The organism is Paenibacillus sp. F024, from assembly GCF_057814255.1.
Genome location: NZ_JBVASZ010000009.1, coordinates 102,668 through 119,962 on the forward strand (window position 1 = coordinate 102,668; position 17,295 = coordinate 119,962).

Consider the following 17,295-nt stretch of genomic DNA (forward strand, 5'->3'; position numbering starts at 1 on the left):
AGGCGGCGGCAAGACCGCTGTCCGGCCGTTCCGGGTCTAGTTTTTGGGAGGTGAATGATCAATGAATACATCGGCTTCGGAGCGGTGGATCCCTGTGCTCATGATCCTGCCCTCGGCTATAGCGGTCGCCGTGTTTGTTTATGGCTTTATCGCATGGACCGGCTACGTTTCGTTTACCGATTGGAATACGCTGGTGAAGAACATGAGCTTCGCGGGGCTGAAAAACTATTCCTTTTTGTTTCAGGATTTCCGCTTTCAATCGGACCTGCGCAACACGCTGGCGTTTACGATCCTGTTTATTGCGGCGACGATGGTCATCGGATTGCTGCTCGCTCTGCTGATCGATCAGAAAATCAAAGCGGAGGTGCTGTTCCGCAACATTTTCATTTTCCCGATGGCATTGTCGTTTGTCGTTACCGGCGTCGTCTGGCAGTGGCTGCTCAACCCGTCCACGGGCTTTAACCTGATTTTGCAGTCGCTGGGGGTATCCCATGTGCCGGATTGGTATATCAGCACCAAAATCGTGCCCGCGATTTCCATCGGACAGATCGAATTCGGCCTGCCGCTTGCGCTCATTGCCGTAGCCATTGCTACGGTCTGGCAAATGTCGGGGTTCACGATGGCCATGTATCTGGCGGGACTGCGCGCGATCCCGGACGATTTAAGGGAGGCGGCAAGGGTGGACGGAGCGAAGGAAAGGGAGATCTGGTTTCAGATCATTCTGCCTCAGCTCAAGCCGATTACGGTCAGCGTGATTATTATTTTAGGGCATATTTCATTAAAGATTTTCGACCTCGTCTATGCGATGACCGGACCGGGTGCGATGTTCGTTACCGATGTGCCGGGAGTTTATATGTTTGAGACGACCTTCCGCGGCAACCACTATGCCCAGGGTGCAGCCATCTCGATGATTATGCTTGCGCTGGTGTCGCTGCTGATCGTACCTTACCTGATTTCCAGCATGCGAAAGGAGGAGTCGGCATGACGACCGCTCTGAACGCGAGACGCTGGGGGCTGTATACGCTGCTGGCTCTGATGGCGATTTTTTATTTGCTGCCGGTATATGTCATGGCCATCACGAGTATCAAAGGGATGAACGAAATCACGCTCGACCAGATGTGGGAGCTTCCTTCAGGGTTTTATCTGGAGGGATATCGCGAAGCCTTCGGCAAGCTGGCGCCGCATCTGTGGAACAGTCTGCTGCTTGCTGTACCGGCCACGGTGCTCTCTGCGATTCTTGGAGCGCTGAACGGCTATGTGCTGAGCAAATGGAAGTTCCGGGGCAGCGATACCTTGTTTACGCTGATGCTCTTTGGGATGTTCATTCCTTATCAGAGCATTCTGATTCCGCTTATTCAATTTCTCCAGACGATCGGGCTGTATAACTCGATTCCAGGTCTTGTGCTGGTGCACGTCGTGTACGGACTACCGATTTGTACGCTCATATTGAGGAATTTCTATGCAGGTATACCGACCGAGCTGCTGGAGGCGGCGAAAATCGACGGCAACGGTTTTTTCGGTATTTTCCGCTACATTATGTTCCCGCTTTCCGTTACGGGATTTGTAGTTGTGGGCATCTGGCAGTTCACAAACATTTGGAATGAGTTTCTCTTTGCGGTTTCGCTTACGACACAAAAGCAGCAGCCGATCATGGTCGCTTTGCAGAACTTGTCCGGCAGTCAGGTTGTGCAGTGGAACGTGCAGATGGCCGGCGCGCTCCTGGCCGCTCTTCCGACCCTGTTGGTATACGTGTTTCTTGGCAAGTATTTTATCCGCGGCTTACTCGCGGGATCGATCAAAGGATAAAAAATGCCCCCGGAGCAATGGGCACCTATGCTCCGGGGGCGTTTCCTTGCTTATTTCACCTGAAACGAGCTTTTCAGCGATACGATCCGGTTAAATACCAGCTGAGCGGCTGTTGTATGCTTTGGATCCACATTGAAGTAACCGTGGCGGAACACCTGGAACTTATCGTGCGGCTTCGCTTCTTTCATGTTGTCCTCGACATACCCTTGAAGGATCTCCAACGAATTCGGGTTGACGTTATCAAGGAAGGATTCGCCTTCTTCCATATTCTCATCGAGAATAAGCGGCTCATACAGGCGGAACTCCGCAGGCAGAGCCTTCGTAGCCTCAACCCAATGGATCGTTCCTTTCACCTTGCGGCCGGTAAAACCGCTGCCGCTTTTCGTCTCGGGGTCATAGGTGCAGCGCAGCTCGACCACGTTGCCGTCAGCATCCTTGATCACTTCTTCGCATTTGATGAAGTAAGCGTGCTTCAGGCGTACTTCATTGCCGGGGAACAGACGGTGATAGCCCTTCGGCGGCTCCTCCATGAAATCGTCGCGCTCAATGTAAATCTCACGGGAGAACGGGATTTGACGCATGCCCATCGCTTCGTTCTCCGGATTGATTTCTGCATCCAGCATTTCCACCTGGCCTTCCGGATAGTTGGTGATAACAACCTTTAGCGGCTGTAAAACGGCCATCGTACGCGGTGCCTTCAGCTTCAGGTCCTCGCGGATAAAATGCTCCAGCAGTTTATCATCCACCACGCTGTTGTTCGTTTTCACCACGCCGACTTCGCGGCATAATTCACGGATTGCTTCGGGCGTATAGCCCTTGCGGCGCAGGCCGGAAATCGTCGGCATCCGGGGGTCGTCCCAGCCGTCGACGAACTTCTCATCCACGAGCTGCTTGAGCTTTCTTTTGCTCATGACGGTATTGGTCAGATTCAATCGGCCGAATTCATACTGCTGAGGCACGCATTCCATTTCGCATTCACGAACGACCCAATCGTACAAGGGGCGATGGTCGGCAAACTCCAGCGTGCAGATGGAATGAGTGACGCCTTCGATCGCATCCTCCAGCGGGTGGGCATAATCGTACATCGGATAAATGCACCATTTGTCGCCGGTGTTGTGATGATGGGCGTGTGAAATCCGGTACAGCACCGGGTCTCTCATGTTCATGTTCGGGGAGGCCATGTCGATTTTGGCGCGTAGCACCTTTTCTCCATTTTGGAATTCTCCCTTTCGCATCCGCTCGAACAGGTCCAGGCTTTCCTCTACACTGCGGCTGCGGTACGGGCTTTCCTGACCCGGCTCGGTTAGCGTTCCGCGGGTTTCGCGGATTTGATCGGCCGTCAGGTCGCATACATACGCTTTGCCTTTACGAATCAGCAAAACGGCGCGATCATACATTTCCTCGAAGAAATCGGACGCGAAAAATAATTTCTCCCAGTCAAAGCCGAGCCATTTGACATCTTCTTTGATCGATTCGACATACTCCGTATCCTCCTTCAGAGGATTCGTATCGTCAAAGCGCAGATGCGTTCTGCCGCCGAATTCATCAGCCAGCTCGAAATTCAAGCAGATGGATTTGGCATGGCCGATATGCAGATAGCCGTTTGGCTCCGGAGGAAACCGGGTCACGATTTCTTTCACTTTGCCCGCCTTTAAGTCTTCAACCATAATCGCTTTAATATAATTGGAGGATGATGCAGATGCAGGTTTCGTTGGTTCCACAGGATATCAACCTTTCTAACATGAATAACTGCAAAAATCTATTAACATCTATAATACACAAAATGAACCGCAATTATAATGGTTTTTCCGCACGAATCTATGAATTTAGGGCACGGCCTCTCGCTGAATGCAAGAAAATCCCCTGTAAAAGGAAGCTTAGCTCCTGATCACAGGGGATTTTTATCGTTACTGAAACGAGTGTTTGAGCTGATGGTTTTCAAAATGCTGAAGCAGCTCTTCGGCCTTTTCCATATCTTCTTTATGAACCTCAAGCTGCATTCGTTCATCGCGGTATTGGTTTACGGCGGAGGCGGCGGTTTGGATCGCGCTCATGCCCGTATCCGTATGAGGCCGCAACCGGCAATTCACCAGATGCTCTCTAAGATAATCGTACTTCGCCTGCAGCTCTTCGGCTTCGGCTTCCGATCCGACGAGGATGGATTGCCAATTGGTACTGCGGCGGTACATGAAATAAATCCAAGCAGCGGCGATAAATATAAAAGCTAACGTTTCCATATAAGGAACACCACCTTCAACATCATTTTGTGCCGCCCGACATAAGCGGCAGCGCTATCGTTTTTGGCGCTGCGAATTAGGGTCCCTACAGCATATTACCCGCTTCCATAAAGAGTGAAACTTATCCGCTTATTTTGAAAAATGGTGTGTAGGTTCCCCTAAAAATGGCTAATAAATATACGAAACAATCAAGGCTGGGTGTGGCTTATCGCAGCCGTATTCGGCATCGGCGCTTTGCTGTCCGTGCTGCTGTTGATGGCAGGGGACATCGGCGGTGTTCGTGAAGCCGTCCAGGAGCAGACCGGCGTACTGCGCGAGCAGAACGGGATACTGGCATCCATTCAGGATGAGATGGCACAGGCTGCGGCGGCTATTGGCCGTATAGCCGATGCCATCAGGGGAGCTGCAGCCGACATGCTTGCAGCGAAATAACGTGCGAGCGGGCCGGCGGAATGTTCCGGCGGCCCGCTCGCATATGTGAAGCTGAGGCGTGGGGGAAGACACCAATCATCTGTCGCAGCGGTTAGGTGTTTGAATCGTTCTCCAGTTTCTCCAGCTTTTCCAGCACGCGCCTTTTGCGATACAGCATTTTGCCGGCTTCAGCCACATCCTGAAGGGTTCCGCGGTTCAATACCGCACCGAAGATCATGCCTGCGATCGGAACCATCTGGAACAGCTTCTTCCAGCCGAAATTATCGCGATAAGCGGCGACCACCTCGCGCCAGCCCTGCAGCTGCGAGATCGCTTCATGGTGCCGGCGCTCACTGCCGAAGCCGGCAAGCTCCTCGAGCACCGCTTTTTTGCCTACGATGTCGGAGGATACGAATTGCAGGCATTTGATGATAAAGATCCGCTCCGATTTCGCTTTGGGATCGTAGCCGTACACGATCGCCAGCTCCTGAAGCACTTTGAGCGATAGTCCCAGCATCGCAGGTATGTCCACGGCGAGCGTAAAAATCCCGCCGAATCCCGTCGTGGCCCCTTGTGCAGCGGCAAGCCGGGCGCCGCTTCTGGAGAGCTCGTCCGCCGCACGATCCATCACCCCAAGCGGCAGAGACGTCACATCGCCCAGCGTTAACGCGCGGACCATGGGATCCTCTTCTCCCGCCGCGTGCTTGCGGTGCTCCTCGAGCCGCTTCAGCACGCTTTTCTCCGATACGAGATATCTGCCGCCGTTTTGAATATAGCTTCCGATTTCATCCACCGCTTCTCCGATTTTTTTCTGCAAAAGCTTTGGAGTCAGCCGGTCGAGAAGCTGGAAAGGAAGCCGCCCGAGCTTTTCCCAGAACCATAAATCTTTCTGCTCCGCTTCCCATTTCTGAATTTCCAGCAGAGCCTTGGAGAGCTCCGCCTCGGTTTCCCTTATATCATGGTCTTTATGCTCTTCATTCGCCTTCATGATTCGATCCGCTCCTTTCCATGGAATATACGGAAAAACGGTTGAAATGGGTGCAAAAGTGTTGAAATGGATAGGTTTACCGGCCTGATGGTCCGGGCGCTGTCGGCTTGTGACCCGGATAAGTACAAGATACAATAGTTGTAACCGGTGTGGAGGTGAGCGAATGATTCGAATCGGACTTGCCGGCTGGGGAGACCATGACGAGCTCTACGAGCGCAGTGTCGGGACGCGGGATAAGCTGAAGGTATACAGCCGTTATTTTCCTGTGGTGGAAGTGGACAGCTCCTTTTATGCCGTACAGTCGGAAAGCAGCTACGAACGGTGGGTGAACGAGACCCCTTCCGTTTTTTCGTTTGTGATCAAGGCCTATCAAGGCATGACCGGCCATCTTCGAGGCCCGAACCCCTTCTCTGATTTGGAGACGACGTTTGAAGCGTTCTGCCATTCGATCCGTCCGGTGCAGGAGGCGGGAAAGCTGAAAGCGGTGCTGTTCCAGTATCCGCCATGGTTCGATTGTACGAGGATGAATGTAGAGCAGCTTCGGGAAGCCAAGAAGCGGATGGGCGATCTGCCCGTGGCATTGGAATTCCGCCATCAGAGCTGGTTTTACGGGGATATGAGAGAGAAGACCTTGTCGTTTATGAAGCGGGAGGGCTGGATTCACAGTATTTGTGACGAGCCTCAGGCCGGGGTCGGATCGATCCCTACGGTACTGCATCCTACCGACCGGAAGCTTACGATCGTTCGCATGCACGGGCGGAATGCGGAGGGCTGGAACCAGGGGGGAAGCGCCAATTGGCGCGAGGTACGCTACTTGTATCGGTACAATGAAGACGAGCTTTTGGAGTGGAAAAGCCATCTGAAGCAGCTGCAGCAGGAAACGGACGAAGTATGCGTCATCTTCAATAACAATTCGGGAGGAGATGCGGCACACAATGCAGCCCAGCTGATGAGGCTGCTGGGTCAGCCGACTAAACCGTTTGCGCCTCGTCAATTGGACTTGTTTTAATCGTTTCGCGCCTATCGTTCCCGGTTTGGCTGGGCGCGAAATGTTGCAATTGACAAATCCGGCAGGCGGATTCATAATTAACATATGAATAGTTGCTCATATATGATATATATGAGCAAACAAACGCAAGCTTATGGCATATAATAGCGGAGCTTATTGATTTGTACAGTCAGGGGGAATGCGTCTTGTCTCAATCATGCGGTCATCATGGACACCACTACGATCATCACGACCACCACGGTCATCATCACCATCATCATGATCATGCCCGGGAAGGCAATAAGAAAGGACTAACCATCGCTTTGATCATTACCGGGGTCATCATGCTGCTTGAGTTTTTCGGAGGCCTGGTGACAGGAAGTCTGGCGCTGCTCTCCGACGCCGGGCATATGCTGAGCGATGCGGGTTCGCTGCTGCTCAGCCTGATCGCGATCGGCTTTGCGGCGAGACCGGCTACCTCCGGCAAAACCTATGGCTTTTACCGCGTGGAAATTCTCGCGGCGCTGTTCAATGGCGTCACCTTGTTCGTCATCGCCTTTTTTATTATACGGGAAGCCTTTGGCCGTTTCTTCGCCCCTCCTGAAGTCGCCAGCGGATCGATGATGCTGATTGCCTCCGTGGGTCTGATCGCTAACCTGCTGAGTGCCTGGGCCTTGATGCGTAAGGGCGACGTCCGTAACAATGTCAATCTGCGCAGCGCATATCTGCACGTCATCGGGGACGCTTTGGGCTCTGTAGGCGCCATGGCTGCGGGATTGGTGATGCTGCTGTTCGGCTGGTATGTGGCCGATCCGATCGTCAGCGTGCTGGTCGCGCTGCTGATTTTGAAGAGCGCATGGGGAGTCATTCGGCATGCGGTTCACATTCTGATGGAGGGAACGCCTGTCCGGCTGGATACGCGGGAGGTGCAGAATGCCTTGGAAGAAATCGAAGGCGTGCTCGATGTGCACGACCTGCATATTTGGACCATTACCTCTGGGCTGGATTCACTGAGCTGCCACCTGCGCATTGAGGACGGAAAGGACAGCCAGCACATTTTACAAAGCGCTATACAGCTCATTGAAACCCGGTTCAACATCCATCATACGACGATACAAGTGGAAGCCTCCGGGATTAATCATGAAGAAATGCGTGTTTGAATACAAGGGAGCAGGCCGCTTATGGACAATGAATTTGATGTCATTGTGGCGGGGGCCGGTCAAGCCGGACTTGCTGCCGTCTCCCGATTCGCATAAAATGCTCCGTTTCTTCCCACATTAACAGCGACCCGATGTAACCGTTCCTGGAGTACGGTTGCCGGAGAGCAGGGAGAAAGGAGGAACCGCCAATGTCCCGTTACGATTCCAGCCTGCAGTCGCAAAATCCGATTTCACAAGCTCAAAATTCGGTGGAGAAGGCGCACAACGCCGTAAAGCAGGCCGAATCACATCCGTCCGGGCAGATGATTGAACAGGCCGACACAGCTGTAGAGAGGGCCCGCCGTGCGATCGAGCAAGCGTCTCTCAGCCATAATCAACAGCCGGTACAGCTTGCCGCCGACATGCTTGCCGAGGATGAAGCCGCTTTGCACAGCCTGAAGCCGATAGAGGAATAACGGATGAAGCCGGGAATTCGCCCGGCTTTTTTCTTTTCCATGCAGAGATGCGCGGGCCAAGTTTGTGGTTAAACATGATCAAGACCGCGTGTTTCCATAAACCCCAAGCCGTACCTGCGGTTAGCGGAAGCTTTGCCGGGCTCGTCGCTTTTCCGGCAGCTTCTATGCTACAATGGGAGTAATTGGAATGCTGGCGGATCATCACACAAGGAGGCGTGTCCATGGAACATATACAGCAAACGGCAGAGCTGATCTTGGATGCAAGGGCGACGCTTGGAGAAGGACCGTCATGGGACCACCGCACTGGCTTGCTGCTGTGGGTGGACATTGAGAAAAAGCAGGTCCATTTCTTTAACCCGGCAGATGGATCGAATCGAACGATTCAGCTGAATCAAATGGTTGGCGCAGCAGCTCCTCGAGTAAACGGCGGGCTGGTGCTGGCCATGGAGTGCGGCTTATACACAATGGATCCGGAAACGGAGCGACTGACCCGACTGGTTGACCCCGAAGCAGGCGTGGAAGGCAACCGGTTCAACGACGGGAAATGCGATGAGGCCGGACGCTTCTGGGCAGGGACGATGAATATGCGAGGTGATCAACCGACGGGAGCATTATACTGTTTGGAAACCGACGGCACCCTCCGCAAAGAGGTGGAGGGCGTTACGGTTTCCAATGGCCTGGGTTGGAGTCCGGACGGTCGGACGATGTACTATATTGATACTCCGACCAAGCGTGTTGTCGCTTACGATTATTCTCCCCGGGAGGGGAAGATCTCCAACGGCCGTACCGTGGTCGGCATTCCGGAAGACGAAGGCTTCCCCGACGGGATGACCGTGGATGAGGAAGGCATGCTGTGGATAGCGCACTGGGACGGATGGCAGGTATCCCGATGGAATCCGAGGACCGGCGAGAAGATCGGCTCCGTCCGTTTGCCTGCGGCAAGGGTTAGCTGCTGTACATTCGGTGGGGAGCATTTCGATGAACTGTACATCACAACGGCACGATCGGGACTCACAGAGGAGCAGTTGGCCGAACAGCCTTATGCCGGAGGGATGTTTCGCATCAAACCCGGAGTGAAAGGAAGACCAACATTCTTTTATGGCGGATAATATAGCAAAGCCTTTGGAAGAGGAAGACGCTGATGAGGAGCGGCGGCGGTGGATCGAACTCGTTGAATCGGAGCTTTTGCCCGGGCTGAAGCTGACCAGCGAGCAGCCGCACAATCCGGTGATTGTCCATAGCTACCCGAAGCCGTGGCGGCTGGTCGGAGCGGGCAATTATGCAGGGGTGTTTGCGCACCCCTCCTATCCGGACCGCGTTGTGAAGGTATATGCGCCGGGACGTGAAGGCTTGGAGGCGGAAGCGGAGGTGTACAGGCGGCTCGGAAAGCATCCGGCTTTCTCCGAATGCCTTCATGTGGGCGATAACTACCTGGTGCTTCGCCGGTTGACCGGGATCACGCTGTATGATTGCTTCCGGCGCGGCATTCCGATTCCACGTCAGGTGATTGAAGATATCGACGAGGCATTGGCGTATGCCATCAGTAAGGGGCTCTATCCGCACGATGTCCACGGCAAGAATGTCATGATGAAGGATGGACGCGGCTTCGTAGTGGATGTATCGGACTTTTTGAACACCGAGCCTTGTACCATGTGGAGGGACTTAAAAACAGCGTACGATATATTGTACATTCCGCCGTTTCGCCGTGTGCCGATTCCTGAATTTATATTAAATGCCGTACGGAGCGGATACCGGATCTGGAAAAAACCCGGCCCGTAATCTAGCGATCGAAACCGCGGCGATCTGGCTTTTAGCAGCTAATCGTACATATGAAATCACCATCTTTTTCTTTTTTTCGGCAGGAAAATGTTGCTTTCGAGCGAAATGGTAATAAGGAAACATACGCTGTCCGGCGAGCATGGCCAAACGGATCAATAAACGTATACGAAGGCGTGCTACATGAACGGACGGCGTTCCGCACAAGATAATACGTAGCACCGTTCGTAAGTATGCCTCATGCCCGCGAAACGGAAAATTCAAGGAGGATCACCCGATGTCCAAAAACTTAAACGAAGTAATCAACACGCAAATCGCGAACTGGAGCTTGCTGTTCATCAAGCTGCACAACTATCATTGGAATGTAAAAGGCCCTCAGTTTTTCACGCTGCACTTGAAGTTTGAGGAGCTGTATACGGAAGCCGCTCTGCACGTGGACAATCTCGCCGAGCGTCTGCTTGCGCTCAAGGGCCAGCCGGTAGCCACCATGCGCGAAATTTTGGAGCAGTCGACATTGCACGAGGCATCGGGCAGTGAGAATGCGGAGCAGATGGTCCGCGCTATCGCCAATGATTTCAATACGCTGGCTGCCGAGCTGAAGGAAGGAATGGCGATCGCCGAGGCGGCGGACGACGAAACGACGGGAGATATGCTGCTTGCGATTCACAGCTCGCTGGAGAAGCATGCATGGATGCTGGAGTCGTTTTTGGGCAAATAATGCAGTCAGGCTAAGCGAACTCTCAAACGGGTTCGCTTTTTTGCGCTTCGTATGGGTATAATGGAAACAAAAGGGATGGGGGGAATCTTATGTTCGGACGATCTTTGGTAATTATCCTAAGCTTGGCTGGCGTGCTCGCACTAAGCGGCTGCGAGGCGGGACAACAAACCGCACCTTCCTCGGGCAACGATAGCTCTTCTGTCCCGGAGGCTTCGGTACCAGCTTCCATTCCGTATACACAAGAAAGTGTCGCCACCGGATTGGACATCCCATGGGAGATCGCATTCGCACCGGACGGCCGTATCTTTTTTACAGAGCGTGGAGGCTCGCTGCGGCTGATCGATCAGGGAAAGCTTGTCGACGAGCCGGTGTTCCGCTTTGACGACAAGCTGTACACCCAAGGCGAAGCCGGGCTGCTCGGACTTGCTCTGGATCCTAAGTTTAATGAAAGCCATTATATGTATGTCTATCACACCTATATGCAAGGAGATCAGCCGCTTAACCGGGTTGTTCGGCTGAAGGAGAGCGGAGGCAAGGCTGTTCTTGACAAGGTACTGCTGGACGGCATGCCCGGCAACCGGATTCATGACGGCGGACGCGTCAAATTTGGGCCGGATGGAATGCTCTATGTAACCAACGGTGATGCAGCGACCCCTTCGATGGCGCAGGATATCGACGTGCTCGCAGGCAAAATTGTCCGTATTCATCCGGACGGCTCCATTCCGGCGGACAATCCGTTCCCGGGCTCGCCGGTGTACAGCTTGGGACACCGCAATCCGCAGGGTTTGGCGTGGCATCCGGAGACGGGACAGCTGTACAGCTCGGAGCACGGGCAATCGGCGCACGATGAGATCAACCGGATTGAGCCTGGGGCCAATTACGGTTGGCCATTGCTTCAAGGAGACGAAACCGAGCCGAAGCCCGGCAACGCGGACAAGGCGGGTCCCGGTCCACTGACCAAGCCCATACTGCACAGCGGCACTACGACTTGGGCGCCGTCAGGTATGACCTTCATCCGTCAAGGCCCTTGGAAAGGCCATTTGCTCACGGCGAATCTCCGCGGCACGCAGGTGCTGCATGTGGTGCTGACCGGGGATGGCAAGGGCGTGCATTCTTCGGATGCTTTGCTCAAGGGGGAGCTTGGACGCATCCGCGCGGTGAATGAAGCGCCGGACGGCTCGATCTATATTTTGACCAACAACCGGGACGGCCGGGGAAACCCGAAGGAAGACGACGATAAAATCATACGCTTGGTTCCCGCATTCAATAAATAAACCGGTGAGGATAGTGACTTATTCATGCAAGATGAGCTATTGGAGCTAATTCATAGACTGGTCGGCGAACGTTCGCTGATTCAAGCGACACTCAGCCAGGTTCGCCGCCGAGAACCCGACGGAAACGGGTGCACGAAAGTAACCGTCAAACCTGTGGAGCTAAAAGGTGAGCTGAGCTACCAGTTCAGCTCGTTTTGCGGTCCGAAGGTATTTCATGATAATTTGCGACCGGAAGCCGCGGAAGCAAGACTTGCAGAGCTGTTCACGGTGCAATTCCGCCAAGGGCTTTTGCAGACAGAAGAAGCGGATTACCAGGTGCTGATCAGCAAAAAAGGCAAGACCGGTATTCTGAAGAAGCCGCCGACCAAGAAAGCGGCCGCGGCCGCCTCCCATAACAGGAAAAAGAATTATGTCATCGAGGAGGGAGAGCCGGTTCCCTTTCTTGTTGAGCTTGGCATCATGAATTCAGAGGGAAAGGTGCTGGCAAAAAAATACGATAAGTTCCGGCAGATCAACCGGTTCCTGGAGATGATTGCCGATGTATTGCCTCATCTGCCGCAAGGAAGGACCCTGCACATGGTGGACTTCGGCTGCGGCAAATCGTATTTGACGTTTGCGCTTTATCATTACTTGAAGGTGATGCAGGGGATCGATCTTCGGGTCGTCGGCTTGGATCTTAAGGAGGACGTGATCAACCACTGCAGCGAGCTTGCAGACCGTCTAGGCTATGAAGGCTTGCGGTTTATGGTAGGTGACATCGCCCAATATGATGAACTGCAGCAGGTGGATATGGTAGTCACGCTGCATGCCTGCGATACGGCGACCGACGCAGCGCTGGAGAAGGCGGTACGCTGGGGCGCATCGGTCATTTTGTCGGTGCCCTGCTGCCAGCATGAGCTTTTCCGGCAGGTTCGCAGTGAGGTGCTGGAGCCGCTGCTGCAGCACGGGATCTTGAAGGAGCGTTTTTCGGCTCTGGCTACGGACGCCATTCGCGCCAAGCTGTTGGAGCTGCTGGGCTATCGCACTCAGCTGCTCGAATTCATCGATATGGAGCATACGCCGAAAAATATTCTTATCCGTGCGGTACGGAGCGAGAAGCCGCTGCCGCCTGTGGAACAGTCCAAACTGGCGGAGAGCTATATCGCCTTCCGCGATTTTCTTCAGGCCGATCTGTATTTCGAACGCGCCATGAAGGAGGAGCTGGCACCTCTGTTAAAGTCATAGTCCGATGGTGAAGGGAAATTTCCATCAGCTTTCGACAACTTGTGCTACAATAAAACAATCATTCAAAAAGCCTTCATCCAAGGAAGCTTAATTTAGAGGTGCTGGATTTTGGGGTATTTACTGCTGCTGCTGGCGACGCTGTCATGGAGCTTTGTCGGGGTATTAATCAAATCAATCACCGGCTTTGTCGATAGCACGACCATTGCCTTTGCCCGGTTTGCATTTGGCATTATGTTTTTGGGAGGACTGCTGCTCCTGAAGGATCGCGTCGTGAAGCTGAGATTTAACATGAAGTGGATATGGATCGGGGCGGTAGGAAAATGCTGCAATTATTTGTTTGAAAGCATAGCCTTGTCCATCGGTTATTCGTATGGCAATATTTTGATCGGACCGATTCAGACAGTGATTTTGCTGGTGCTGTCCGCTTTTTGGTTTAAGGAGCATGTCTCGGCCAGAGGCTGGATCGCTGCGGGGCTTTGCATTGCCGGCGTGATCCTGATCAGCTGGAACGGCCTCTCCCTGTCCGATTTTTTCCAAGGCGGTATGGTAACTACGCTGCTGTATGGGCTTGCAGCGCTTGGCACGTCGTTTCACGTGCTGAGCCAGAAGGTTCTGATCAAGGAGATGGATGCCGGGAACATGAATTTTTCCGTTTTTCTGGTGTGCACGGTTCTGCTGGCGCTTCCGATGCCCTGGACCTTCACCTGGTCTGGAGAATTCAGCACTTACGGTTTACTGGTTCTGATACTGCTCGGGGTCATTACGGGGCTAAGCTTCTATTGGTTCTCGCTTGCGCTAAAGCGGGTATCTTTCCCTACTGTAGTCATCGTCAGCAACACTTGGGTGCTGTTTTCGATTTTGTGGTCGTATTTGTTTTACCGCGATCCGATTACGGTATATGTGATCGGAGGAGGGCTGCTTTTTGTCGCCGGTCTGGTCATATTGAATTTGCCGCTTCGTTCGGCGGTGGAACGGGAAGTGTCAAGGAAAATCGTGAGTCCAAGCAGAGGGGCGGATGTAAGATGAAGGAAGAGGAACGGCATCCAAGGGAGCTGCTGACGGGATTTCCGCCGGTGGCTGATCAAGCGTGCCGGATCCTGATCCTTGGCTCCATGCCGGGGGAGGCGTCGCTTGACATCGGCCAGTATTACGGGCATCCTCGGAACCACTTTTGGCGGCTGCTCTATGCGCTGCTGGACGGAGGAGAGCCGGAACCTTCTTATGAGGATCGGCTGCGGTTTGCTTTATCGCGCGGCGTAGCGCTTTGGGACGTGCTGCGCGCATGTGAGCGCAAGGGCAGTCTTGATGCGGGGATTCGCCGGCCGGAGGCCAACGATTTTGAACGTTTTTATCGGCGCTGCCCGTATATTCGGTTTGTTTTCTTTAACGGCAGCGCTTCGGAGCAGTTGTACCGGCGTCATGTAAAGCCGCTGCTGAAGGAAGCTGCGCATTTGCGCTGTACGCTGCTGCCGTCGTCGAGTCCGGCCCGGGCAGCGGCGTTCAGCGTCAAGCTGAAGGCATGGCAGCCGCTTCGCGAGGCTTGGTTAAGCGGGGCAGAACAGTAAAACACCCGGCTTGGCCATCCAGCCGGGTGTTAAGATCGTTAATCCTTTTCTTTTTGAATAGCGCCGATCAGGTTTTTCGTGGATTTGATGTCCTCTACCGTATCGTTCACAAATTCCATGCTTTGGTTTTCCGCCTCCATGGATGCCGTTCCCTCGTAGTTGCCCTGGTGCTTCTTGTTCTCCGACATGCCGTAGTCCTCCTTTTCAGCTTACCAACGTCAGATTTCATGATTTAACGTGCTCCACAGACTGGGAAAATATACTTCGGCGATCCGATTTCCCTACCTTCCGGTATGGGACAACGGCTTCATGGTATACTAATCCAAAGGAATCGGCTAAGGAGGTAGAGAACATGGCGCGTGATAACATCCGGGTGCCTTTCGGCTACGAGCCGCCTGATCCGCGGGATAAGGAACGAGGCAGCCTTTGGGTATACGATAGCTTTGAAGATTTGAAGGAGAGCGATGTGGAAAAGATTTTGGAGCTGACTGATCGGCGGAAGCTGGCCAAGATCGTTTTTTACCCTCTTCATGAAGAGACGCTCCGCCGAATGGTCAAGGGCACCTTCACGCCTTACTATCGCAGGGTGGAAGCGCTCGAGGCCATGCTCGATGACACGGGGACCGATCTGCATTATGTGATCGAATCGTTTGAAAGCAAACGCAAAAAATACACTCCGGTCGATACGGCCTTCCGTTTTCTTGAAGAGAAATATGCTGGGCCGTTCTTCGTACATGTGACCGGCGATATGGCCAATATGCTGGCCGCCTATGATTCGTTCGAAGCTTGGATCAGAAAGCTCCGCCTCTTTATCGCAGGAAAGGGAATCGGGGAAATGCATCCGCGTCTGCTCAAATATGAGCATCGCTGGGAATGGGTGTAAAAAGGATGCCCTAAAAATTGGCGGAACGTGCGAACCTTATTGTGACTCTTCAAACCGGACATCTTGGGGTAATGAAGGATGGGAACATTTTGAAGCAGGAGGGGGAACAATGAGGGATAGAAAAAAAATCGCATGGATTGCGCTTGCCGGTTTATTGATCATCAGCCTGATCGGCGGTACGGCTTGGATCGGAGACCAGCCGGTATCGGCGGAAATTTCAGAGCAGGCCAAGGGCCAATTCGTCGGGCTGGACGATGCTAACCGCAAAATCACCGTAGCTTATGAGGGGATGGAAAGAACATATCCGCTCGCGGCCGATGTGTGGGTGTACCGGAACTTAAAAAAGGCGACGATGGCCGAACTGAAGCAGGGCGATACGTTGGACATCATCTTTAACAGTAAAAATCAGGCGGCTTATATCAAAGCTGTAGATCAAAGCTCAACGGCAGAAGCGGCTCCTGCATTGCCTGCGGCAGACCGTCCGGATGCCCCCGCGCAAGTGCAAGCGGCATCACCGGTGGAAGCGGCGCCGCCTGCGGAAGCAAAGCCGGCCGGCAGCGAGGTGGCTTCGCGGACTCTGCCTCCGGCCGAGGTGAATGCCGGAGCCGGAGCCTCTGCTGTACCGGCGGAGAAGCCATCTGCAGCCGTCGCAAACGGCGCTTCGGGGCAGCCCCCTAAGGCGTGGGCTTGGAAAGAATTCGAGCTTGAACTGAAAAGCAAAGAGCTGGAGCTCAAGCTGGAGCATGAGCCGAAGGGCAATAAAGCAGACGCCAAAGTGTATATCCAGATGAAGGATCGCTCGGAGATCCGCATGAAGGGCGCTGAGGCTGAGCAAATGCTGCTGCTGCTGATGCAGGGACTGCCTGAAGATAAAACGGCCTGGGAGCAGGCTTTGAAGCAGCGTTTGGCATCAGAGCTCAATCTGCAGAATGTCGCTTTTGACAAATGGGAGCTGGATATCAAGTGGAACGACGGCGCCAATGCTGCCGCGACGATCCCTCCGGCCGAACATTCCCAACCCGAGCCCAAAGGCAAAGGAAAGGATAAGGAGCACGACAAGGGGAAGGGGCATGACAAAGACCGCGGAAAGCATGATGACGATGATGACGATTAAAATGGTCAAGGCGGGCAACTGTTCATATGCTGAGGCCAGCGCCGCTTGGCATGGTCATATGCGCGAATATCCTTTTTCGTCCATTATTTTTCTGCATGGGTGAATCTCCTCCGGATCGAAATTCTACTAAAACTTAGCCATAAAAACTGCACCTGAGGCCGTCCCAACAGTCACCGATGTGACAGGGACGGCCCTCGTTTTTGGATGATTATTCATCCGGTGTCCGATCCAGATACAGACGAGTGACCGAGGTGGAATCCCCGTGCTCGATTTCCTCGCGGGAGGCTTTTTCCTCTAAAGGATCGTGCGTATTTAAGCCCGGTGCAATGGTCGGTCCGTCGTGTCCGTGTGCTGAAGTGGAACGTGAATCGTTATTTTCAGCCATGCGCATCGTCCTCTTCCGACTTGGAATAAGCAATTAAAGTGATGGTATTTCCGGTCAGCTCGGCAAGCTTCGATTCCGCCTCCCGGATGATTCCGATCATCTCCGATTCGGATTGTTTTGGCCAACGGGCAATTTGATAAGATTTGGTTTCGATTTTCATCAGTAAGCTCCTCCTATCAGCAGCGATAATATGCGGTCTTTTCTTATCCTATCCGAGGGGAGAATCATTCATGCGCTGGTAGATCAAACCCAGAAGCTGTGATATATTGGAATTGCTGCAAAAAATCAAAGGTATGGACCGGAAGGGCAGG

The 17,295-nt window shown here is 53.4% G+C and carries 21 protein-coding genes; 15 read left to right on the forward strand and 6 right to left on the reverse strand.

Going from position 1 to position 17,295, the window contains the following annotated elements; all coding sequences use genetic code 11:
- The first annotated feature begins 61 nt into the window (after positions 1-61).
- Together ACZYR9_RS11695 and ACZYR9_RS11700 are read left to right on the forward strand one after the other, a co-directional pair.
- Entirely contained in the window at positions 62-985 is a 924-nt protein-coding gene (locus tag ACZYR9_RS11695) for a carbohydrate ABC transporter permease (protein WP_488978663.1), read from the forward strand.
- Positions 982-1,806: a carbohydrate ABC transporter permease gene (locus ACZYR9_RS11700; RefSeq protein WP_488978664.1), complete on the forward strand. Its 825-nt coding sequence runs from the start codon at positions 982-984 to the stop codon at positions 1,804-1,806. Before ACZYR9_RS11695 ends, ACZYR9_RS11700 begins: the two co-directional genes overlap by 4 nt.
- Positions 1,807-1,856: 50 nt before the next feature.
- Here the strand turns inward: ACZYR9_RS11700 and ACZYR9_RS11705 are convergent, their stop codons facing one another.
- Both ACZYR9_RS11705 and ACZYR9_RS11710 read right to left on the reverse strand, forming a co-directional pair.
- Positions 1,857-3,527 carry a glutamine--tRNA ligase/YqeY domain fusion protein gene (locus ACZYR9_RS11705; protein ID WP_488978665.1) on the reverse strand — a complete coding sequence of 557 codons (1,671 nt, stop codon included), beginning with the start codon at positions 3,525-3,527 and terminating at the stop codon, positions 1,857-1,859.
- Between the two features lie 186 nt (positions 3,528-3,713).
- On the reverse strand, positions 3,714-4,043 hold the full coding sequence (locus ACZYR9_RS11710) for a hypothetical protein (RefSeq protein ID WP_488978666.1): 330 nt from the start codon (positions 4,041-4,043) through the stop codon (positions 3,714-3,716).
- Positions 4,044-4,241: 198 nt separating this feature from the next.
- Between ACZYR9_RS11710 and ACZYR9_RS11715 the strand changes: the two genes are divergently transcribed.
- The gene (locus tag ACZYR9_RS11715; RefSeq protein ID WP_488978667.1) at positions 4,242-4,475 is read left to right on the forward strand and encodes a hypothetical protein; all 234 of its coding nucleotides are present in this window, start codon (positions 4,242-4,244) and stop codon (positions 4,473-4,475) included.
- Between the two features lie 91 nt (positions 4,476-4,566).
- On the opposite strand, the gene ACZYR9_RS11720 is transcribed toward ACZYR9_RS11715, so the two are convergent.
- Positions 4,567-5,442, reverse strand: coding sequence for an EcsC family protein (locus ACZYR9_RS11720; protein ID WP_488978668.1), 876 nt, complete (start codon positions 5,440-5,442; stop codon positions 4,567-4,569).
- 163 nt (positions 5,443-5,605) lie between these two features.
- On the opposite strand from ACZYR9_RS11720, the gene ACZYR9_RS11725 reads away from it, so the two are divergent.
- The 10 genes from ACZYR9_RS11725 (at position 5,606) to ACZYR9_RS11770 (ending at position 14,602) form a co-directional block, all read left to right on the forward strand.
- Positions 5,606-6,451: a DUF72 domain-containing protein gene (locus ACZYR9_RS11725; RefSeq protein ID WP_488978669.1), complete on the forward strand. Its 846-nt coding sequence runs from the start codon at positions 5,606-5,608 to the stop codon at positions 6,449-6,451.
- A gap of 185 nt (positions 6,452-6,636) precedes the next feature.
- The gene (locus ACZYR9_RS11730) at positions 6,637-7,590 is read left to right on the forward strand and encodes a cation diffusion facilitator family transporter (protein WP_488978670.1); all 954 of its coding nucleotides are present in this window, start codon (positions 6,637-6,639) and stop codon (positions 7,588-7,590) included.
- A 188-nt stretch (positions 7,591-7,778) separates the two neighbouring features.
- Positions 7,779-8,045, forward strand: coding sequence for a hypothetical protein (locus tag ACZYR9_RS11735; RefSeq protein WP_488978671.1), 267 nt, complete (start codon positions 7,779-7,781; stop codon positions 8,043-8,045).
- 221 nt (positions 8,046-8,266) lie between these two features.
- Complete coding sequence (locus ACZYR9_RS11740) at positions 8,267-9,154, forward strand: SMP-30/gluconolactonase/LRE family protein (protein WP_488978672.1); 888 nt, start codon at positions 8,267-8,269, stop codon at positions 9,152-9,154.
- Positions 9,144-9,824 carry a serine/threonine protein kinase gene (locus ACZYR9_RS11745; protein WP_488978673.1) on the forward strand — a complete coding sequence of 227 codons (681 nt, stop codon included), beginning with the start codon at positions 9,144-9,146 and terminating at the stop codon, positions 9,822-9,824. Before ACZYR9_RS11740 ends, ACZYR9_RS11745 begins: the two co-directional genes overlap by 11 nt.
- A gap of 274 nt (positions 9,825-10,098) precedes the next feature.
- Complete coding sequence (locus tag ACZYR9_RS11750; RefSeq protein WP_488978674.1) at positions 10,099-10,539, forward strand: Dps family protein; 441 nt, start codon at positions 10,099-10,101, stop codon at positions 10,537-10,539.
- Between the two features lie 89 nt (positions 10,540-10,628).
- On the forward strand, positions 10,629-11,813 hold the full coding sequence (locus ACZYR9_RS11755) for a PQQ-dependent sugar dehydrogenase (RefSeq protein ID WP_488978675.1): 1,185 nt from the start codon (positions 10,629-10,631) through the stop codon (positions 11,811-11,813).
- A gap of 24 nt (positions 11,814-11,837) precedes the next feature.
- Positions 11,838-13,037, forward strand: a complete 1,200-nt coding sequence (locus ACZYR9_RS11760) for a class I SAM-dependent methyltransferase (protein WP_488978676.1) — start codon at positions 11,838-11,840, stop codon at positions 13,035-13,037.
- 108 nt (positions 13,038-13,145) lie between these two features.
- A complete protein-coding gene (locus ACZYR9_RS11765) occupies positions 13,146-14,063 on the forward strand; it encodes a DMT family transporter (RefSeq protein ID WP_488978677.1) in 918 nt (305 codons plus the stop codon).
- Positions 14,060-14,602: a DNA-deoxyinosine glycosylase gene (locus ACZYR9_RS11770; protein WP_488978678.1), complete on the forward strand. Its 543-nt coding sequence runs from the start codon at positions 14,060-14,062 to the stop codon at positions 14,600-14,602. Before ACZYR9_RS11765 ends, ACZYR9_RS11770 begins: the two co-directional genes overlap by 4 nt.
- 38 nt (positions 14,603-14,640) lie before the next feature.
- Here ACZYR9_RS11770 and ACZYR9_RS11775 read toward each other — a convergent pair whose 3' ends face one another.
- The gene (locus ACZYR9_RS11775) at positions 14,641-14,790 is read right to left on the reverse strand and encodes a hypothetical protein (RefSeq protein WP_488978679.1); all 150 of its coding nucleotides are present in this window, start codon (positions 14,788-14,790) and stop codon (positions 14,641-14,643) included.
- A gap of 164 nt (positions 14,791-14,954) precedes the next feature.
- Between ACZYR9_RS11775 and ACZYR9_RS11780 the strand changes: the two genes are divergently transcribed.
- Together ACZYR9_RS11780 and ACZYR9_RS11785 are read left to right on the forward strand one after the other, a co-directional pair.
- The gene (locus ACZYR9_RS11780; RefSeq protein ID WP_488978680.1) at positions 14,955-15,485 is read left to right on the forward strand and encodes a hypothetical protein; all 531 of its coding nucleotides are present in this window, start codon (positions 14,955-14,957) and stop codon (positions 15,483-15,485) included.
- A gap of 109 nt (positions 15,486-15,594) precedes the next feature.
- Positions 15,595-16,599, forward strand: coding sequence for a hypothetical protein (locus tag ACZYR9_RS11785; RefSeq protein ID WP_488978681.1), 1,005 nt, complete (start codon positions 15,595-15,597; stop codon positions 16,597-16,599).
- Between the two features lie 208 nt (positions 16,600-16,807).
- Here ACZYR9_RS11785 and ACZYR9_RS11790 read toward each other — a convergent pair whose 3' ends face one another.
- Positions 16,808-16,984, reverse strand: coding sequence for a hypothetical protein (locus ACZYR9_RS11790; RefSeq protein WP_488978682.1), 177 nt, complete (start codon positions 16,982-16,984; stop codon positions 16,808-16,810).
- Positions 16,977-17,144: a hypothetical protein gene (locus tag ACZYR9_RS11795; protein ID WP_488978683.1), complete on the reverse strand. Its 168-nt coding sequence runs from the start codon at positions 17,142-17,144 to the stop codon at positions 16,977-16,979. The genes ACZYR9_RS11790 and ACZYR9_RS11795 overlap by 8 nt, the downstream gene beginning before the upstream one ends.
- Positions 17,145-17,295: the final 151 nt, after the last annotated feature.

What these genes read in the sequence shown, in the direction of transcription:
- ACZYR9_RS11695 (WP_488978663.1), top strand. Translation starts at nt 62, where the DNA reads ATGAATACATCGGCTTCGGAGCGGTGGATCCCTGTGCTCATGATCCTG.
- ACZYR9_RS11700 (WP_488978664.1), top strand. Translation starts at nt 982, where the DNA reads ATGACGACCGCTCTGAACGCGAGACGCTGGGGGCTGTATACGCTGCTG.
- ACZYR9_RS11710 (WP_488978666.1), bottom strand. Translation starts at nt 4,043, where the DNA reads ATGGAAACGTTAGCTTTTATATTTATCGCCGCTGCTTGGATTTATTTC.
- ACZYR9_RS11720 (WP_488978668.1), bottom strand. Translation starts at nt 5,442, where the DNA reads ATGAAGGCGAATGAAGAGCATAAAGACCATGATATAAGGGAAACCGAG.
- ACZYR9_RS11725 (WP_488978669.1), top strand. Translation starts at nt 5,606, where the DNA reads ATGATTCGAATCGGACTTGCCGGCTGGGGAGACCATGACGAGCTCTAC.
- ACZYR9_RS11735 (WP_488978671.1), top strand. Translation starts at nt 7,779, where the DNA reads ATGTCCCGTTACGATTCCAGCCTGCAGTCGCAAAATCCGATTTCACAA.
- ACZYR9_RS11740 (WP_488978672.1), top strand. Translation starts at nt 8,267, where the DNA reads ATGGAACATATACAGCAAACGGCAGAGCTGATCTTGGATGCAAGGGCG.
- ACZYR9_RS11745 (WP_488978673.1), top strand. Translation starts at nt 9,144, where the DNA reads ATGGCGGATAATATAGCAAAGCCTTTGGAAGAGGAAGACGCTGATGAG.
- ACZYR9_RS11750 (WP_488978674.1), top strand. Translation starts at nt 10,099, where the DNA reads ATGTCCAAAAACTTAAACGAAGTAATCAACACGCAAATCGCGAACTGG.
- ACZYR9_RS11755 (WP_488978675.1), top strand. Translation starts at nt 10,629, where the DNA reads ATGTTCGGACGATCTTTGGTAATTATCCTAAGCTTGGCTGGCGTGCTC.
- ACZYR9_RS11760 (WP_488978676.1), top strand. Translation starts at nt 11,838, where the DNA reads ATGCAAGATGAGCTATTGGAGCTAATTCATAGACTGGTCGGCGAACGT.
- ACZYR9_RS11770 (WP_488978678.1), top strand. Translation starts at nt 14,060, where the DNA reads ATGAAGGAAGAGGAACGGCATCCAAGGGAGCTGCTGACGGGATTTCCG.
- ACZYR9_RS11775 (WP_488978679.1), bottom strand. Translation starts at nt 14,790, where the DNA reads ATGTCGGAGAACAAGAAGCACCAGGGCAACTACGAGGGAACGGCATCC.
- ACZYR9_RS11780 (WP_488978680.1), top strand. Translation starts at nt 14,955, where the DNA reads ATGGCGCGTGATAACATCCGGGTGCCTTTCGGCTACGAGCCGCCTGAT.
- ACZYR9_RS11785 (WP_488978681.1), top strand. Translation starts at nt 15,595, where the DNA reads ATGAGGGATAGAAAAAAAATCGCATGGATTGCGCTTGCCGGTTTATTG.
- ACZYR9_RS11790 (WP_488978682.1), bottom strand. Translation starts at nt 16,984, where the DNA reads ATGGCTGAAAATAACGATTCACGTTCCACTTCAGCACACGGACACGAC.
- ACZYR9_RS11795 (WP_488978683.1), bottom strand. Translation starts at nt 17,144, where the DNA reads ATGAAAATCGAAACCAAATCTTATCAAATTGCCCGTTGGCCAAAACAA.